The organism is Pantoea sp. SM3640, assembly GCF_015654165.1.
Lineage (GTDB): Bacteria > Pseudomonadota > Gammaproteobacteria > Enterobacterales > Enterobacteriaceae > Pantoea > Pantoea vagans.
Map to the genome: position 1 here is coordinate 594,183 of NZ_CP064872.1, position 16,693 is coordinate 610,875.

Here is a 16,693-nt window from a genome sequence, read left to right on the forward strand (position 1 = left end):
TCCCCTGCATTAACCCGCTACCTGCGAGCATGTCGACGCGCTGCAAGACGCAAATGCGACACGTCACACAACCCCGGCATCCGCCCGCTGTCTCAGCGCTACAATCTGCCGCCAGTTTCGGGTAAACTTGTGCGTTAATTTTCCTGTCCCATCGAACATAAGAAAGACGCTAAAGCCATGTTTGAAATCAACCCGGTCAAAAACCGTATTCAGGACCTCAGTGAGCGCAGCGACGTTCTTCGGGGGTATCTTTGACTACGATGCCAAGAAAGAACGCCTCGAAGAAGTAAACGCCGAGCTGGAACAGCCCGATGTCTGGAACGAACCTGAGCGTGCTCAGGCGCTGGGCAAAGAGCGCTCCTCGCTGGAAGCCATCGTACAGACGCTGGAACAGATGTCGCAGGGCCTGGAAGATGTGCAGGGTCTGCTTGAGCTGGCCGTAGAAGCGGAAGACGAAGAGACCTTCAACGAAGCCGTTGCCGAGCTGGATGTCCTTGAGGGCAAGCTGGGCGAACTGGAATTCCGCCGCATGTTCTCAGGCGAATATGACAGCGCCGACTGCTACATCGATCTGCAGGCGGGTTCCGGCGGCACCGAAGCGCAGGACTGGGCCAGCATGCTGATGCGTATGTATCTGCGTTGGGCCGAAGCGAAAGGCTTCAAAACCGAAATCATCGAAGAGTCTGAAGGTGAAGTTGCGGGCATCAAGTCTGTGACCATTCGCGTATCAGGCGACTACGCCTTTGGCTGGTTGCGCACCGAAACGGGCGTGCATCGCCTGGTGCGTAAGAGCCCATTCGACTCCGGCGGCCGTCGTCACACCTCCTTCAGCTCCGCCTTTATCTACCCGGAAGTGGATGACGATATTGATATCGACATCAACCCGGCCGATCTGCGCATTGACGTCTATCGTGCGTCGGGTGCGGGCGGCCAGCACGTTAACCGGACCGAATCTGCGGTGCGTATTACCCATATTCCAACCGGTACCGTCACCCAGTGTCAGAACGACCGTTCTCAGCATAAGAACAAAGATCAGGCGATGAAGCAGATGAAAGCGAAGCTGTACGAGCTTGAGATGCAAAAGAAAAATGCTGAGAAACAGGCGCTGGAGGACAACAAGTCCGACATTGGCTGGGGAAGTCAGATCCGTTCTTACGTTCTCGATGATGCACGCATCAAAGATCTGCGCACCGGCGTAGAGACGCGTAACACCCAGGCGGTGCTGGACGGCGATCTGGATCGTTTCATTGAAGCTAGTTTAAAAGCAGGGTTATAGACATGTCTGAACAACAACCGCAGAGCGCTGATGCCGCCGTTGAGTTAAATAACGAACTGAAAACGCGCCGTGAAAAGCTGAGCGCGCTGCGTGCCAACGGTCTGGCGTTTCCCAACGATTTCCGTCGTGACAGCCTTTCGAACCAGCTGCTGAAAAGCTATGGCGAGAAGAGCAACGAAGAGCTGGAAGCGCTGGGTATCGAAGTCAGCGTCGCCGGCCGCATGATGACCCGCCGTATCATGGGTAAAGCCTCTTTCGTCACCCTGCAGGATGTGGGCGGCCGGATTCAGCTTTACGTTTCACGTGACGATCTGGCGGAAGGCATCTACAACGAGCAGTTTAAGAAATGGGACCTCGGCGATATCCTGGGTGCGCGTGGCAAACTGTTCAGAACCAAGACCGGCGAACTGTCGATTCACTGTTCAGAACTGCGTCTGCTGACCAAAGCACTGCGCCCGCTGCCGGATAAGTTCCACGGCCTGGCCGATCAGGAAACCCGTTACCGTCAGCGTTACCTTGATCTGATCGCCAACGAAGAGTCTCGCAACACCTTCAAAATTCGTTCGCAGATCATGGCCGGTATTCGCCAGTTCATGGTGGGCCGCGACTTTATGGAAGTGGAAACCCCGATGATGCAGGTGATCCCGGGCGGTGCCTCTGCGCGTCCGTTTATCACCCATCACAATGCGCTGGATATCGACATGTATCTGCGTATTGCGCCAGAGCTCTACCTGAAGCGTCTGGTGGTGGGCGGCTTCGATCGCGTATTCGAGATCAACCGTAACTTCCGTAACGAAGGTATTTCGCCACGTCATAACCCAGAGTTCACCATGATGGAACTCTATATGGCTTATGCGGATTACAAAGATCTGATCGAGCTGACCGAAAGCCTGTTCCGTACGCTGGCGCAGGATGTGCTGGGCAGCACGGTTGTGCCTTACGGCGAGCAGGAGTTTGATTTCGGCAAGCCGTTTGAAAAACTGACCATGCGTGAAGCGATTAAGAAATATCGTCCGGAAACGGATCTGGCCGATCTGGAAGACTTCGACAAAGCCGTGGCGATTGCACAATCCCTGCACATCAAAGTAGAGAAGAGCTGGGGTCTGGGCCGCGTCGTGACCGAGATCTTCGAAGAGACGGCAGAAGCGCATCTGATTCAGCCAACCTTCATTACCGAATATCCGGCTGAAGTCTCTCCGCTGGCCCGCCGTAATGACGAGAACCCGGAAATCACCGATCGCTTTGAGTTCTTCATTGGTGGTCGTGAAATCGGCAACGGCTTCTCCGAGCTGAACGATGCAGAAGATCAGGCTGAGCGTTTCCTGCAGCAGGTGAATGCCAAAGATGCGGGTGACGACGAAGCGATGTTCTACGACGAAGACTATGTCACCGCACTGGAACACGGTCTGCCGCCAACCGCGGGTCTGGGCATCGGTATTGACCGTATGGTGATGCTGTTTACCAACAGCCATACTATCCGTGATGTGATCCTGTTCCCGGCATTGCGTCCAGGCAGCAAGTAAGTCTGACTGTTCTCAGAAAAGGCCGGGCATCCCGGCCTTTTTTATATCTGCTGTTCGCCTCGCCATGCTTGAGTCATGCCGCTTCCTCTGCCAGGCTGAATGTCTCAACCTGGAGCCATCATCATGACGCAACGTCCCGACTGTATTCGCCACTGGCAGGCGCTGGAAGGCGAAGATAACGAACACTATGCCGACAGCGATGAGCGCATGTCGATTGGTGCGCCACTGGGGAGATTGCTGGGATTAACCCGCCTTGGCATTCACCATGAAAGGCTGTTGCCCGGACGCCGCTTGTCTTATCCCCACGCGGAGAGCGCGGAAGAAGAGTTCATTTTTGTGCTTGAAGGACATCCTGACGCCTGGATTAACGGCGAGCTTTATCCACTGTCGCCGGGCGATGCAGTGGCCTTTCCGGCGGGCACGGGCATTTGCCACACCTTTATCAATAACAGCCAGCACGAGGCACGCTTTTTAGTGGTGGGGGAGACCAGCAAGCCTGAAAATCGTATTACTTATCCTCTTAACCCGGATTACGAAGCAACCCGTAAAGACAGATGGCTGAATCCGCCCGAACATCCTATGGGCAACCATCCCGGTTTGCCCGACAAAAAAACTTAAGATTTTATCGCCTGATCCAGCCAGGTCTGGAACCGTGAATAGGGCACATAGAGCGCAACGTTCTTATACAGCGTCTTACCGCTGGCATTGTCATTGATGTTATTGCTGTAGCCAATAATTACACCTGCCAGCGTGTCGTCTGAGGCGTTATAGACCGCGCCGCCCGACATCCCTTTCACCACACCCGCATTCGCCGCGACGACGACACAGTCTGGCTTGTTCCAGCTGTTTGCCAGCGTGGTATTAATCAGGTTCTGTCCGCTGGAGCTGACCGGCATGGCCGAAATAAAACTGTAGCCGTAGAGATTCACCTGGTCGCCGATATGACTGTTGCGGAAGCTGGGTGGCAGGTTCATTTCGCTGTTTTTGTGGTAGACCACCGCCAGATCGCATTGCGGATGCCAGGCTTTGACGCGGTAAAGTGAAAACTTCGCCACGTGCGCGGCGGTCAGACTGTACTCCGGCGTCAGCGGGATAGTGGTACCGAGCGTACCAAAGCCCAGCACGGTGGGAATGCCGGTGACGGTCATATCAACCCGTTTTTCAGCCTCTTTACTGTACTCATAATGACCCACCGAGCAGCCGGTTAAGCCAAACACCATTAAGGCTATGAGTCGTTGCATTCTCTCTCCCTGCGTCAGAAGTTGATTACATCACCTGGCAATTGATTAGGGATATATCGGCAACGTTAAAGATTTATTAATTAATTCCGCATTAAAAAGCGTAACCGGTTAACAGAAAATGACAACCTGACAGTGGGGGAATGAGGCTGTGCGGGCCTGGCCTGCAGGCTGGAGACGAAAGATTTTTACGATAACGCGGCAGGATTATTGCGGCGGCGGCAATAATCCTTTGCTGCACGCAGGCTATGTCGCAAATCAGTGCTGTGCTGTAATACTCAACGTGACGCAGATCAAATTCTAACAAGCGTCGAGGGGCGGCGCGTCTGCGCGGTTCACCTGCAAATAAAACCGGGAGAGTGTTATGCCTGTAGCATTAATGGCGCTGGCGTTGAGTGCGTTCGCCATCGGAACCACCGAATTTGTCATTATGGGGTTGCTGCCGGAGGTGGCACGTGACCTTCAGGTGTCGATTCCGTCGGCGGGCTGGCTGATCAGTGGCTATGCGCTGGGAGTGGCGATTGGTGCGCCGATTATGGCATTGCTCACCGCCAGATTGCCGCGCAAAAAAACGCTGATCCTGCTGATGGTGATCTTTATTGTCGGCAACCTGCTGTGCGCGCTGGCTTACAACTACAACCTGCTGATGCTGGCGCGAATCGTCACCGCGCTCTGTCACGGTGCTTTCTTTGGTATCGGCGCGGTGGTGGCCGCCAGCCTGGTGCCGGCCGGTCGTCAGGCTTCTGCTGTGGCGCTGATGTTTACCGGGCTGACCCTGGCTAACGTGCTGGGCGTCCCGCTGGGAACCAGCTTCGGACAGATGTTTGGCTGGCGCGCTACGTTCTGGGGCGTAGCGGTGATCGGCGTGCTGGCGTTTATCGCCCTGATCGTGAGTCTGCCGAACAATAAAGAAGAGAAGCCGGTTCATCTGGCGAGTGAAATCGGTGCGCTGGCCAACGGCAAACTCTGGCTCTCGCTGCTGATGACGGTGTTCTTTGCCGCGGCGATGTTTGCCCTGTTCAGTTACATTGCGCCGCTGCTGTTAGAGGTAACGGGCATCAGCGATCGGGGTGTCAGCTGGACGCTGTTCCTGATTGGCGCGGGCCTGACAGTGGGTAACATTCTTGGCGGCAAACTGGCCGACTGGAAAGTCTCCTTCAGTCTGATCCTCAGCTTTTCTCTGATCGCCATCTTCTCGCTGCTGTTCAGCTGGACCAGCCATGCGCTGTGGCTGGCGGAGCTCACCCTGTTCCTGTGGGCAATGGCGACCTTTGCCACGGTACCGGGCCTGCAGATCAACGTGGTCCGTCACGGCAAAGAGGCACCGAATCTGGTCTCAACCCTGAACATTTCGGCGTTTAACGTCGGTAATGCACTGGGTGCCTGGGTCGGCGGGGCAGTCATTGGCCGTGGTTTTGGCCTGACGGCGGTGCCGGTTGCGGCAGCTGCGCTGGCCGCTATCGGCCTGCTGATCTGCCTGATCACCTTCCGTAAATCGGGCAGCGCAGCCGCCAGAGTTCGCGCTTAAGCCAGGCGGGCGGCAATACGTGCCGGAAAGTCAGCCACCTGCTGCTGCAGATGGCTGACAAAGGCATCGACCAGCGCTGACGCGGGACGGTGTTGTGGCCTCACCAGGCTGACGGTAAACGGCACCGCCACGCTGAATTTTCGCATCACCACACCGCTGTCGGCGTAATCCAGCGCCGTCAGCGGATTCACAATCGAAATACCCACGCCCGCTCTGACCATCGCGCACACCGACGCGGCGCTGTGCGTCTCCATCACCAGCCGCCGTTCGACGCCCTGATCCTGAAACAGCGCATCCAGCAGTTGACGATAGCTGTCGTTGCGCGACAGGCTGACATACTGTTCGCCCGCAAAGTCGTGCGGTGTCAGTTCTGCACGCTGACTCAGAGGATGATGCTGTGGCAACACGCATACTTCATCACAGGTCAGCAGGGCGAGGCGGTCAGTGCCAGCCGGCGCGTGCTGGGTTTCGGTTAAGCCGATATCGTAGCGCTGTGCCGACAGCCACTCCTCCAGCAGCGGCGACTCCTGCGGAATCACATTCAGGCTCACATCCGGGTAGCGCTGTAAAAAAGGCTGACACAGCAGTGGCAGCAGCGACTGCGAAAAAACCGGCAGGCAGGCGATCGACAGCTCACCCTGACGAAACTGACGCAACCCTTCTGCCGCTTCCATGATGCGATCCAGCCCATACCAGGATCGCTGTACCTCTTCAAACAGACGTAACCCCTGTACCGTCGGCTGCAGGCGACCGCGTACCCGCCCGAACAACGCTAATCCCAGCTGCTGCTCCAGTCGTGCCAGCTCCCGGCTTACGGTCGGCTGTGAGGTATGCAGCAGCGTAGCAGCCTGGGTCAGGTTGCCGCTGGTCATCACCGCATGAAAAATTTCGATATGCCGCCAGTTAATGTTCGCCACGCCGCCTTCCTATATCTATTCTGAATAGATGCTATTAAAACAGATATTTTTCGCTATGGCATGATTCTGGCTTAATGCAGTTATCGCCACAGGAGAATTGCTATGCCACGTTCATTACAGAGTACCGACACCGCCCTCAACGCCACTAACCTGCTGCCGCTGGCACGCCGTTATGCCGGTCCATTCTGGGCTTATGACGCACAGATTATTCAGGCGCGTATTGCTCAGCTGCAGGCGTTTGATGTGGTGCGTTTTGCGCAGAAAGCCTGCTCAAATATTCATATCCTGCGCCTGATGCGTGCAGCGGGTGTGAAAGTGGATTCGGTATCGCTGGGTGAGATCGAACGTGCGCTGGCTGCTGGCTACCAGTCTGGCGGTGACGAGATCGTCTTCACTGCGGATCTGTTCGATCAGCCGACACTGGCGCGGATTACTGCGTTGAAGGTGCCGGTCAATGCCGGTTCGATCGATATGCTGCATCAGCTCGGCGCGGTGTCACCGGGACATGCGGTGTGGCTGCGGGTCAACCCAGGTTTTGGTCATGGCCATAGTCAGAAAACCAATACTGGCGGCGAAAACAGCAAGCACGGTATCTGGCACGACGACTTAGACGAGGCGCTGGCGGCCATTAAACAGCACGGCCTGAAGCTGGTAGGCATTCACATGCACATCGGCTCTGGCGTGGATTATTCGCATCTGCAGCAGGTCTGTGATGCGATGGTGGAACTGGTGATGGCATCGGGTCAGGATCTGACTGCGATCTCTGCGGGCGGTGGCCTTTCTATTCCTTATCGCTACGGCGAGGAGGCGATCGATACCGATCACTACTTTGGACTGTGGGACGCGGCGCGTCAGCGTATCGCTCAGCATCTGGGTCATGCGGTCAAACTGGAGATCGAACCGGGCCGTTTCCTGGTGGCCGAAGCGGGCGTGCTGGTGTCGCAGGTGCGGGCAGTGAAGTCGATGGGCAGCCGTCATTTCGTGCTGGTCGATGCCGGTTTCAGTGACCTGATGCGTCCCTCCATGTATGGCAGCTATCACCATATTTCGCTGATGGCGGGCGATGAACGGGCGATTGATGAGCAGCAGACCATCGACACGGTAGTGGCCGGTCCGCTGTGCGAATCGGGCGATGTCTTTACCCAGCTGGAGGGCGGCATGGTCGAACCGCGCGCGATGCCGGCAGCAAAAGTGGGCGATTATCTGGTGTTTCACGACACCGGTGCTTACGGTGCCTCTATGTCCTCAAACTACAACAGCCGTCCGCTGATCCCGGAAGTGCTGTTTGAGCAGGGCCAGCCGCGCGAAATCCGTCGCGCGCAGACGATTGAGTCGTTGCTGGCGCTGGAAATCGATTAACTTATGAAAATCGTCCCGCTCAGCGATGTGCCGCAGTTTGCCGATCAGATCACCGACTGGCAGTGGCGCGCTTTTGGCGAAGCCAGCAGCCGGGCGTTCTTCGCCAGTGTGGTAAACAGCAGCCTGACCGGCGCTGATTTTCCGGTGACGTTTGTCGCCGTAGAGGCGGGCAGGGCAATCGGCACGGCGGGATTCTGGCGCTGCGATCTGATCAGCCGTCAGGATCTCTATCCGTGGCTGGCGGCGCTGTATGTGGATGAGTCGGCGCGCGGCAAAGGTGTCAGTGAGGCGCTGCAGCAGCATGTCATGGCTTATGCACAGGCTCGCGGCTATCCACGATTGTGGTTATGGTCAACGTTTGGGGGATATTATGAACGGTCTGGCTGGCTGGCGCAGGGAGAGGCGCTGGAGTATCCCGATAAGCCGGTGAAACTCTATTATCGTGACCTGTGAGAGAGGCCAGCCGCCCTGCGGCAGCTGGCAACAGAGTATTTATGGCGCAGGATAGGTATAACGGCGGTGGATTGCCTCAATACCTTCCAGAATCTCTGTATTTAAGGTCAGATTGAAGCTGTCGATATTAATCTGCAACTGCTCAAGCGTCGTGGCGCCCAGCAGCGTGCTGGCCACAAACGGCTGCTGACGCACATAGGCCAGCGCCATCTGCGACGGGTCAATCTGATGCTGTTGCGCTAACGCCACATATTCGGCAATCGCCTTCTGAGACTGCTCGCCGCTATACCGGGTAAAGCGACTGAACAGCGTGTTACGTGCGCCCGCAGGCTGCGCACCGTTCAGATATTTACCGCTCAGCGTACCAAACGCCAGGCTGGAATACGCCAGCAGCTCGACGCCTTCATGCTGGCTGATTTCGGCCAGACCCACTTCAAAGCTGCGGTTCAGCAGGCTGTAAGGATTCTGAATGCTGATAATGCGCGGCAGTTCATGCTTCTCCGCCAGCTGCAGATAGCGCATCACGCCCCACGCGGTTTCGTTCGACACGCCGATATAACGGATTTTACCGGCGCGCACCTGCTCGGTCAGCGCTTCCAGCGTCTCCAGCAGCGTCACCTGCGCCGTGGTCTCGCTGTACTGATAGCCCAGCTTGCCAAAATAGTTGGTCTGGCGCTGCGGCCAGTGCAGCTGGTAGAGATCAAGGTAGTCGGTGTTCAGACGTTTCAGGCTGGCATCGAGTGCGGCGCGGATGTTTTTACGGTCCAGTGCCATATCCGGGCGAATCGACGCATCATTGCCGCGTGACGGACCCGCCACTTTACTGGCCAGAATGATTTTATCGCGGCTGCCGCGCTGTTTAAGCCAGCTGCCAATGTATTGTTCGGTCAGACCCTGGGTTTCCGGGCGCGGTGGCACCGGATACATTTCAGCGGTATCAATAAAGTTGATGCCGGAACGGATAGCTAAATCCAGCTGAGCATGGGCGTCGGCTTCGCTGTTCTGTTCGCCAAACGTCATAGTGCCCAACCCCAGCTGACTCACTTCCAGCGTGCTGTGGGGAATACGATGATAGTGCATTGCCAGCTTCCTTTTTTTATGGAATGGAATGTTGTGTCCTCAGGGACTATAGCGCGAGCAACGGCGGGGAAGGAAGGGGGAAAAGTCGGGGAAATCACCTGCCAGCGCGGAATCGGTGGCAGGTAATTAAATCGGGCACTTAACGTTCAATGATCGTTGAGACCTCATCGCTGTTAATCTGCACCTCGTGACCCGTCTGGTCGGTGTACTGCACCAGGCCGGTCTCTTTATCAATGCTCGGCTTGCCCTCGGTCATGATCATCCGGCCATCTTTAGTCGCCATGACATAATCAGAACTGCATCCACTCAGTAACGCTGCGGTTACCATCACTAGTGCTACGCCTGCCAACCCTTTCATCACGCCTCTTCCTCACAAATCGTTAAGTGCAAAAAGTGTAGTAATAAATGGTTTTGCCGGCAGGGTTAATCGTAGGATTCTGAAAATAACCGGGCGAGCAGGCTCGCCCTTGACTTTGTCAGTCGTGCTTTTTCTTACTGCGCATAAGGTTAAGGCACTCAACCGCCATGGAGAAGAACATAGCGAAATAAATGTAACCTTTTGGTACGTGGACCGCGAAACTCTCCAGAATCAGGGTAAAACCGACCAGAATCAGGAAGGAGAGTGCCAGCATTTTCACTGACGGATGGCGCTCGACGAACTCACCAATCGCGCGTGCGGCAAACATCATCATCAGCACCGCAATCACAACGGCTGCCATCATAATGAAAAGATGATCGGAGAGGCCGATGGCAGTGATCACCGAGTCGAGGCTGAAAATGATGTCGAGCATCATGATCTGCACAATCGCGCCAAGGAACGAATGAACGCGGGTATTGTGTTCGCCTTCGCTGCCTTCAATCGTTTCATGGATCTCCATGCTCGATTTCCACAGCAGGAACAGACCGCCAAACAGCAGGATCAGATCGCGCGCCGAGAACGCATGATCCATCAGCGTAAACAGCGGATTAGTCAGACGGGCGACCCACGCGATGGAAGCCAGCAGGCCAAGACGCATTAACATCGCGCCCATCAGACCAATGCGGCGTGCACTGGCTTGCTGGTGCTTTGGCAGCTTAGCGACCACCAGCGACAGGAAAATGATGTTATCAATACCCAGCACCACCTCAAGGATGGTCAGGGTGCCCAGCGCCAGCCAGGCGTTGGGATCGGAAATCCACTCAAACATACCGGCATTCAATCCTAAACGAAAAGTAAACGGCGATTATACGCATTGAATTCGCCAATCTCCCACAAAATTGCGACGATGGTCGCGCAGGATAAGCGATTTACAGGAGAAAATGGCGCGCCAGCAGGGGACCGGTGAAGCTCTTCTTCAGGTAGAAGCCGCGCGGCAGGGTCATGATGGGCTGGCCCTGATCGCCAATTCCCTCGGTCAGTGCCTTGCTGTTGGCGGCTTTGGGCCGGATTTGCAGCCAGGCACCATGCCGTGCGGTAATCTGCTCAACGCGCCCCAGCACGATCATATCCATTAGTTCTTCCCAGTCCTGACGCAGCATCTCATCTTCTTCCGCATTCGGGCTCCATAACAGCGGCGCGCCGACACGGCGTTCCCGCAGCGGAATCTCCCGCCCGCCTTCAACCGGGATCCACAGCACCCGCGCCAGCTTGTGACGCACATGGCTGGTGAGCCACGTCACGCCGCTGTTACCGGTCAGCGGTGCGACGCAGACAAAGGTGGTTTCCAGCGGTTTACCCTGTGCATCAATCGGGATGGTTTTCAGTTCGATACCGAGATGGGCAAAGTCCTGTTCCGCTTTGCTGCCTGCGCTCGCCCCAAGGTGCCACTCCAGCAGCATGCCGACCCAGCCTTTATCGCGTTTAAGATCCGCAGGCATGGGCAGACCGGCACGCGCAGCCAGCGTTTCCATAGGTAATCCGGCTAAATCCTGCGCGCGTGCCAGCAGGCTGGCTTCATCTTCGGGTGGTCCTGGGGGATAACGCATGTTGATAACTCGCAATGGTTAAAATTTGTACAGCTGCGGGTGGCTAAGTTGTCCCGCTAAAATAAATCGTGTCCGTGATCGATAATAACATGATAGATCATGCTTTTTTAGATGGATTGCCCTTGCGCTATCCGCAGTGGGACAGGGTTATCCCAGCTTACCCGCAACAATGAACAGGATCTCCAGCCCGGTTATCCACAGAAAAGTGGGATAACCCCCTTATGTTTGCGGTACTGGTTCCATTTACAGCCTTGACTTTTCGCTATTTGACCAAATTTTCACCGCCATGACCTAACCCTGAGCAATTATCTGTGGATAAAAAGCATTGTGCTTATAATTTAGCCAATTGTCAGTGGGCGTAAAAATATTCGCTGTTTATAAAAAGCCGATGAAGCGAGATTCTTTATTAATTTAATTATTAATCAATAAGATAATAAACTAACTCTTTTTGGCATTCCCAGGTGTGATGGCAGGGTTATTCAGTTAACTCCCGCGTTCTGCACAAAGCTATCCACAGAAAAGGTGAATAAGATCGATCTTTTTTGCGGTCTTTGTTTATAACTTTGCCCTTTTCTGTGAGTTATCCCGCTATTGATGGCTCAACCCCCCATGAATCCAGTGGTTTACCGCCTGTAAGGAGTGTGAAACAATCAGGCCATTCAAATTTTGCTTTGAGGTAGTCCGGTGATCGATGATGATGGCTACCGCCCGAATGTTGGTATCGTAATCTGTAACCGGCAGGGACAAGTGTTATGGGCCAGGCGCTTTGGACAGCACTCCTGGCAATTTCCTCAGGGAGGCATCAATCCCGGTGAAACCGCAGAACAGGCGATGTATCGCGAACTGTTCGAAGAGGTCGGATTACACCGGAAAGATGTTCGAATACTTGCCTCTACCCGTAACTGGTTGCGTTACAAGTTGCCAAAACGTTTGGTGCGTTGGGACACAAAGCCGGTATGTATCGGCCAGAAACAAAAGTGGTTTCTTCTGCAGTTAATGTGTAATGACGCGGATATCAATGTGCAGCACAGTAGCACGCCGGAATTTGACGGCTGGCGCTGGGTCAGTTTCTGGTATCCGGTGCGTCAGGTTGTCTCCTTTAAGCGCGATGTCTATCGTCGGGTAATGAAGGAATTCGCTGGCGTGGTGATGTCTATGCAGGAGAGTGCGGGGCAGCGAAATAATCCTGCCCATCGACGTAAGAGAGGATAGGCCACGCCCTTTATGCTCACTCAGTTGCGCGAAATTGTAGAAAAAGTGGCGAGTGCGCCGCGTCTCAATGAAGCACTCGACATCCTGGTCAATGAGATCTGTCTGGCGATGGATACGGAAGTCTGTTCCGTTTACCTCGCTGACCACGATCGTCGCTGCTATTACCTGATGGCGACGCGCGGCCTCAAAAAACCGCGTGGCCGCACCGTGACGCTGGCGTTTGACGAAGGTATCGTCGGTTTAGTGGGCCGTCTGGCCGAACCGATTAACCTTGCTGACGCCCAGAGTCACCCCAGCTTTAAATATATCCCCGCAGTCAAAGAGGAGCGTTATCGCTCCTTCCTCGGCGTGCCCATTATCAGCCGTCGCCAGCTTCTTGGCGTGCTGGTGGTGCAGCAGCGCGAACACCGTCAGTTTGATGAAAGCGAAGAGTCATTCCTGGTTACGCTCGCTACCCAGATGGCGGCGCTGCTGTCGCAGTCTCAGATGGGTCAGCTGTTTGGTCAGTTCCGGCAGACGCGGGTGCGCGCCATTGCGGCAGCGCCTGGCGTAGCGGTGGCACCCGGCTGGGTCGATGAGACGCAGCCTCTGCTCGATCAGGTTTCGGCCGCCTCGACGCTGGATGTACAGCGTGAACGTGAGCGTTTGTCACTTGCCATGAGCGAAGCGGCCAGTGAATTCCGCCGCTTCAGCAAACGTTTCAGCGCCAGCGCACAGAAAGAGAGCGCGGCCATTTTCGATCTCTACTCTCACCTGTTAACCGATGCCCGGCTGAAGAAAGATCTGTTCGACGAGATCGAGCGCGGATCGGTCGCGGAGTGGGCTGTGAAACAGGTGATCGAGAAGTTTGCTGAACAGTTCGCCAGCCTGACTGACAACTACCTGCGTGAACGCGCAGGCGATCTGCGGGTACTGGGTCAGCGTCTGCTGTTTCACCTCGATGATACTCTGGTCGGCACGAATGCCTGGCCGGAACGCTTTGTGCTGGTCGCCGATGAGCTGACCGCCACCACCTTAGCGGAGCTGCCGCAGGAGCGGCTGGCGGGTGTGGTAGTGCGTGATGGCGCGGCTAACTCCCATGCGGCGATCCTGACCCGCGCCATGGGCATCCCGACGGTGATGGGCGCTGACATCCAGCCTCATCAGCTCAACAAACGCCTGCTGATCGTTGATGGCTATCGTGGTGAGCTGCTGATCGATCCCGAGCCGGTGCTGGTGCAGGAGTATCAGCGGCTGATCAGCGAAGAGAACGCGCTGAGCAAAATGGCGGAAGGCGTGGTCGATCAGCCGGGTGAGCTGAAAAGTGGCGAACGCGTGCAGGTGATGCTCAATGCCGGATTAAGCCCGGAACATGAACAGGCGCTGGGCAGCTGGGTGGATGGTATCGGCCTCTACCGCACCGAAATCCCGTTTATGCTGCAGAACGGCTTCCCGTCGGAAGAGGAGCAGGTGGCGCAGTATCAGGGCATGTTGCAGCTGTTCCACAACAAGCCGGTAACGCTGCGAACGCTGGATGTGGGGGCAGACAAACAGCTGCCCTACATGCCGATCAGTGAAGAGAACCCCTGCCTGGGCTGGCGTGGCATCCGCCTGACGCTCGACCAGCCGGAAATTTTCCTGGTACAGGTGCGCGCGATGCTGCGCGCCAATGCAGCCTCCGGCAACCTCAGTATCCTGCTGCCGATGATCAGTCATATCGACGAAATCGACGACGCAAAACAGCTGATCGATCGTGCCGGACGCGAAGTGGAAGAGATGCTGGGCTATGCGATTCCCGCGCCGCGTATCGGCATCATGATCGAAGTGCCGTCGATGCTGTTTATGATCCCGCATCTGGCGTCCCGGGTCGATTTTGTCTCGGTCGGCACCAACGACCTGACGCAGTATCTGCTGGCGGTGGATCGTAACAATACCCGCGTCGCGAACCTGTACGACTCGCTGCATCCGGCGATGCTGCGCGCACTGAATGCGATTGCGCAGGAAGCCCGCCTGGCCAATCTGGAATTGTGCCTGTGTGGTGAAATGGCAGGTGATCCGATGTGCGTCGCGCTGCTGGTCGGCCTGGGTTATCACCATCTCAGCATGAACGGTAAAAACGTACCGCGCGTTAAGTACCTGTTGCGTCATCTGGATCATGAAGAGGTACAGAAGCTCAGCGAGCAGGGAATGAATGCCGACACTGCCACCGAAGTTCGCCATCTGGTCTCGGCCTTTATGGAGCGGCGCGGATTAGGTGGGCTTATCCGTGGTGGTCGTTAGACGCTGAAGCAGGCTTTACGCGTTATCCGCGTTTACATTTGCAAGACAATTCACAAAACCGGCTGTGCTATGATGCGCAGCCTTAATTTATGTGCCTGACAACGCCCCTTTTCAGGGTTGAAAAATAGACGGTGAATGATGAATAACGGCTATATTGCATTTCCGCAGTTCGATCCGGTGATCTTCTCGATCGGACCGGTTTCGCTGCACTGGTACGGTCTGATGTATCTGGTGGGCTTTGTTTTCGCCATGTGGCTGGCAGTACGCCGCGCCAATCAGCCTGGCAGCGGCTGGAAAAAAGAGGAAGTTGAGAACCTGCTTTACGCCGGTTTCCTGGGCGTCTTCCTGGGCGGCCGTATCGGCTATGTTCTGTTCTACAACTTACCGCTGTTCCTGGAAAATCCTCTCTATCTGTTCAAAGTCTGGGATGGCGGCATGTCGTTCCACGGTGGCCTGATCGGGGTGATTGTGGTGATGCTGATCTTTGCCCGCCGCACTAAACGTAATTTCTTCCAGGTTTCGGATTTCATTGCGCCGCTGATCCCGTTTGGTCTGGGTGCCGGTCGTCTCGGCAACTTCATTAACGGTGAGCTGTGGGGACGTGTCGATCCGGGCTTCCGTTACGCCATGCTGTTCCCCGGCTCCCGCAGCGAAGATGTCGCGCTGGCCGCCACCAATCCGCAATATCAGGAACTCCTTAATACCTACGGCGTACTGCCACGTCATGCTTCGCAGCTCTATGAACTGGCGCTGGAAGGTGTGGTGCTGTTTATCATTCTGAACCTGTTTATTCGCAAGCCGCGCCCGATGGGCAGCGTCTCTGGCCTGTTCCTGATTGGCTACGGTGCCTTCCGTATCATCGTTGAGTTCTTCCGCCAGCCGGATGCCCAGCTTGGCCTGTTTGAAGGCGGAATCAGTATGGGACAGATCCTCTCTGTGCCGATGATTGTTGCCGGTATTATTATGATGATCTGGGCGTATCGTCGTCGCCCCCAGCCACAATTTCGCGAGGAAAAATGAAACAGTATCTGGATTTAATGCAACATGTGCTGCACGAAGGCACACCAAAAGCTGACCGTACCGGCACGGGTACGCTTTCAATTTTTGGTCACCAGATGCGTTTCAATCTGCAGGATGGTTTTCCGCTGGTCACCACCAAGAAATGCCATATCCGCTCCATTATTCATGAGCTGCTATGGTTCCTGAAAGGTGACACCAACATCGGTTACCTTAAGGAAAACAACGTCTCCATCTGGGACGAGTGGGCAGATGAGAATGGCGATCTCGGCCCGGTGTATGGCAAACAGTGGCGCAGCTGGGGCACGGCCAGCGGTCAGCAAATTGACCAGTTAAGCCAGGTGATGGAGCAGCTGAAGCGCGATCCTGACTCACGCCGGATTATCGTTTCTGCCTGGAACGTTGGTGAGCTCAGCGAGATGGCGCTGGCACCGTGCCATGCGTTCTTCCAGTTCTATGTGGCGGATGGCAAGCTCTCCTGCCAGCTTTATCAGCGCTCGTGCGACATCTTCCTGGGGCTGCCGTTTAACATCGCCAGCTATGCGCTGCTGGTGCATATGGTGGCGCAGCAGTGCGATCTGCAGGTGGGCGACTTCGTCTGGACGGGTGGTGACACGCACCTCTACAGCAACCATCTGGAGCAGGCGCGCCTGCAGCTGACCCGCGAGCCGCGTCCGTTGCCAAAGCTGGTGATCAAACGCAAACCAGCATCACTGTTTGACTATCAGTTCGACGATTTCGAGATTCAAGGCTACGATCCGCATCCCGCGATCAAAGCGCCTGTCGCCATCTGATCCGCAGTAAACGATAACGCCCTGGCAACTTCGCCGGGGCTTTTTTTTGCCTGCATACCGGTAAATCTGCGG

The 16,693-nt window shown here is 55.7% G+C and carries 16 protein-coding genes; 10 read left to right on the plus strand and 6 right to left on the minus strand.

Annotated features, from left to right (window positions below):
* Positions 1-177: 177 nt before the first annotated feature.
* The 3 genes from prfB to IV493_RS02885 all read left to right on the plus strand — a co-directional run bounded on the left by prfB (position 178) and on the right by IV493_RS02885 (position 3,417).
* A protein-coding gene (gene prfB / locus IV493_RS02875) for a peptide chain release factor 2 (RefSeq protein ID WP_098052461.1) occupies positions 178-1,276 on the plus strand; the annotation gives its coding sequence in 2 pieces (ribosomal slippage) (positions 178-252 and positions 254-1,276; 1,098 coding nt in all).
* A 2-nt stretch (positions 1,277-1,278) separates the two neighbouring features.
* Positions 1,279-2,799, plus strand: a complete 1,521-nt coding sequence (gene lysS / locus IV493_RS02880) for a lysine--tRNA ligase (RefSeq protein WP_195857702.1) — start codon at positions 1,279-1,281, stop codon at positions 2,797-2,799.
* A 123-nt stretch (positions 2,800-2,922) separates the two neighbouring features.
* A complete protein-coding gene (locus tag IV493_RS02885) occupies positions 2,923-3,417 on the plus strand; it encodes a cupin domain-containing protein (RefSeq protein ID WP_195857703.1) in 495 nt (164 codons plus the stop codon).
* Here the strand turns inward: IV493_RS02885 and IV493_RS02890 are convergent.
* Positions 3,414-4,040, minus strand: a complete 627-nt coding sequence (locus IV493_RS02890; RefSeq protein WP_013358928.1) for a serine protease — start codon at positions 4,038-4,040, stop codon at positions 3,414-3,416. The genes IV493_RS02885 and IV493_RS02890 overlap by 4 nt on opposite strands.
* A gap of 361 nt (positions 4,041-4,401) precedes the next feature.
* On the opposite strand from IV493_RS02890, the gene IV493_RS02895 reads away from it, so the two are divergent.
* Entirely contained in the window at positions 4,402-5,565 is a 1,164-nt protein-coding gene (locus tag IV493_RS02895; protein WP_033783996.1) for an MFS transporter, read from the plus strand.
* Here the strand turns inward: IV493_RS02895 and IV493_RS02900 are convergent.
* Positions 5,562-6,482 (minus strand): LysR family transcriptional regulator, encoded by a 921-nt coding sequence (locus IV493_RS02900; RefSeq protein WP_195857704.1) that lies wholly within the window; start codon positions 6,480-6,482, stop codon positions 5,562-5,564. The genes IV493_RS02895 and IV493_RS02900 overlap by 4 nt on opposite strands.
* A gap of 102 nt (positions 6,483-6,584) precedes the next feature.
* On the opposite strand from IV493_RS02900, the gene lysA reads away from it, so the two are divergent.
* Together lysA and IV493_RS02910 are read left to right on the plus strand one after the other, a co-directional pair.
* Positions 6,585-7,841 (plus strand): diaminopimelate decarboxylase, encoded by a 1,257-nt coding sequence (gene lysA, locus IV493_RS02905; RefSeq protein WP_033783995.1) that lies wholly within the window; start codon positions 6,585-6,587, stop codon positions 7,839-7,841.
* A 3-nt stretch (positions 7,842-7,844) separates the two neighbouring features.
* Complete coding sequence (locus IV493_RS02910) at positions 7,845-8,294, plus strand: GNAT family N-acetyltransferase (RefSeq protein ID WP_095706730.1); 450 nt, start codon at positions 7,845-7,847, stop codon at positions 8,292-8,294.
* 39 nt (positions 8,295-8,333) lie between these two features.
* Here the strand turns inward: IV493_RS02910 and IV493_RS02915 are convergent, their stop codons facing one another.
* From IV493_RS02915 to mutH, 4 genes are all read right to left on the minus strand, one after another.
* Complete coding sequence (locus IV493_RS02915; protein ID WP_013358923.1) at positions 8,334-9,374, minus strand: NADP(H)-dependent aldo-keto reductase; 1,041 nt, start codon at positions 9,372-9,374, stop codon at positions 8,334-8,336.
* 139 nt (positions 9,375-9,513) lie between these two features.
* Positions 9,514-9,732, minus strand: coding sequence for a YgdI/YgdR family lipoprotein (locus IV493_RS02920; RefSeq protein WP_013358922.1), 219 nt, complete (start codon positions 9,730-9,732; stop codon positions 9,514-9,516).
* Between the two features lie 118 nt (positions 9,733-9,850).
* A complete protein-coding gene (locus IV493_RS02925) occupies positions 9,851-10,561 on the minus strand; it encodes a TerC family protein (RefSeq protein ID WP_195857705.1) in 711 nt (236 codons plus the stop codon).
* A 100-nt stretch (positions 10,562-10,661) separates the two neighbouring features.
* Positions 10,662-11,339, minus strand: coding sequence for a DNA mismatch repair endonuclease MutH (mutH, locus tag IV493_RS02930; RefSeq protein ID WP_110330840.1), 678 nt, complete (start codon positions 11,337-11,339; stop codon positions 10,662-10,664).
* A gap of 684 nt (positions 11,340-12,023) precedes the next feature.
* On the opposite strand from mutH, the gene rppH reads away from it, so the two are divergent.
* The 4 genes from rppH (at position 12,024) to thyA (ending at position 16,621) form a co-directional block, all read left to right on the plus strand.
* Positions 12,024-12,551, plus strand: coding sequence for an RNA pyrophosphohydrolase (gene rppH, locus IV493_RS02935; protein ID WP_009087042.1), 528 nt, complete (start codon positions 12,024-12,026; stop codon positions 12,549-12,551).
* Between the two features lie 12 nt (positions 12,552-12,563).
* Positions 12,564-14,810, plus strand: a complete 2,247-nt coding sequence (gene ptsP, locus IV493_RS02940) for a phosphoenolpyruvate--protein phosphotransferase (RefSeq protein WP_033783993.1) — start codon at positions 12,564-12,566, stop codon at positions 14,808-14,810.
* A gap of 138 nt (positions 14,811-14,948) precedes the next feature.
* Entirely contained in the window at positions 14,949-15,830 is an 882-nt protein-coding gene (lgt, locus tag IV493_RS02945; RefSeq protein ID WP_033733822.1) for a prolipoprotein diacylglyceryl transferase, read from the plus strand.
* A complete protein-coding gene (gene thyA / locus IV493_RS02950) occupies positions 15,827-16,621 on the plus strand; it encodes a thymidylate synthase (RefSeq protein ID WP_195857706.1) in 795 nt (264 codons plus the stop codon). Before lgt ends, thyA begins: the two co-directional genes overlap by 4 nt.
* Positions 16,622-16,693: the final 72 nt, after the last annotated feature.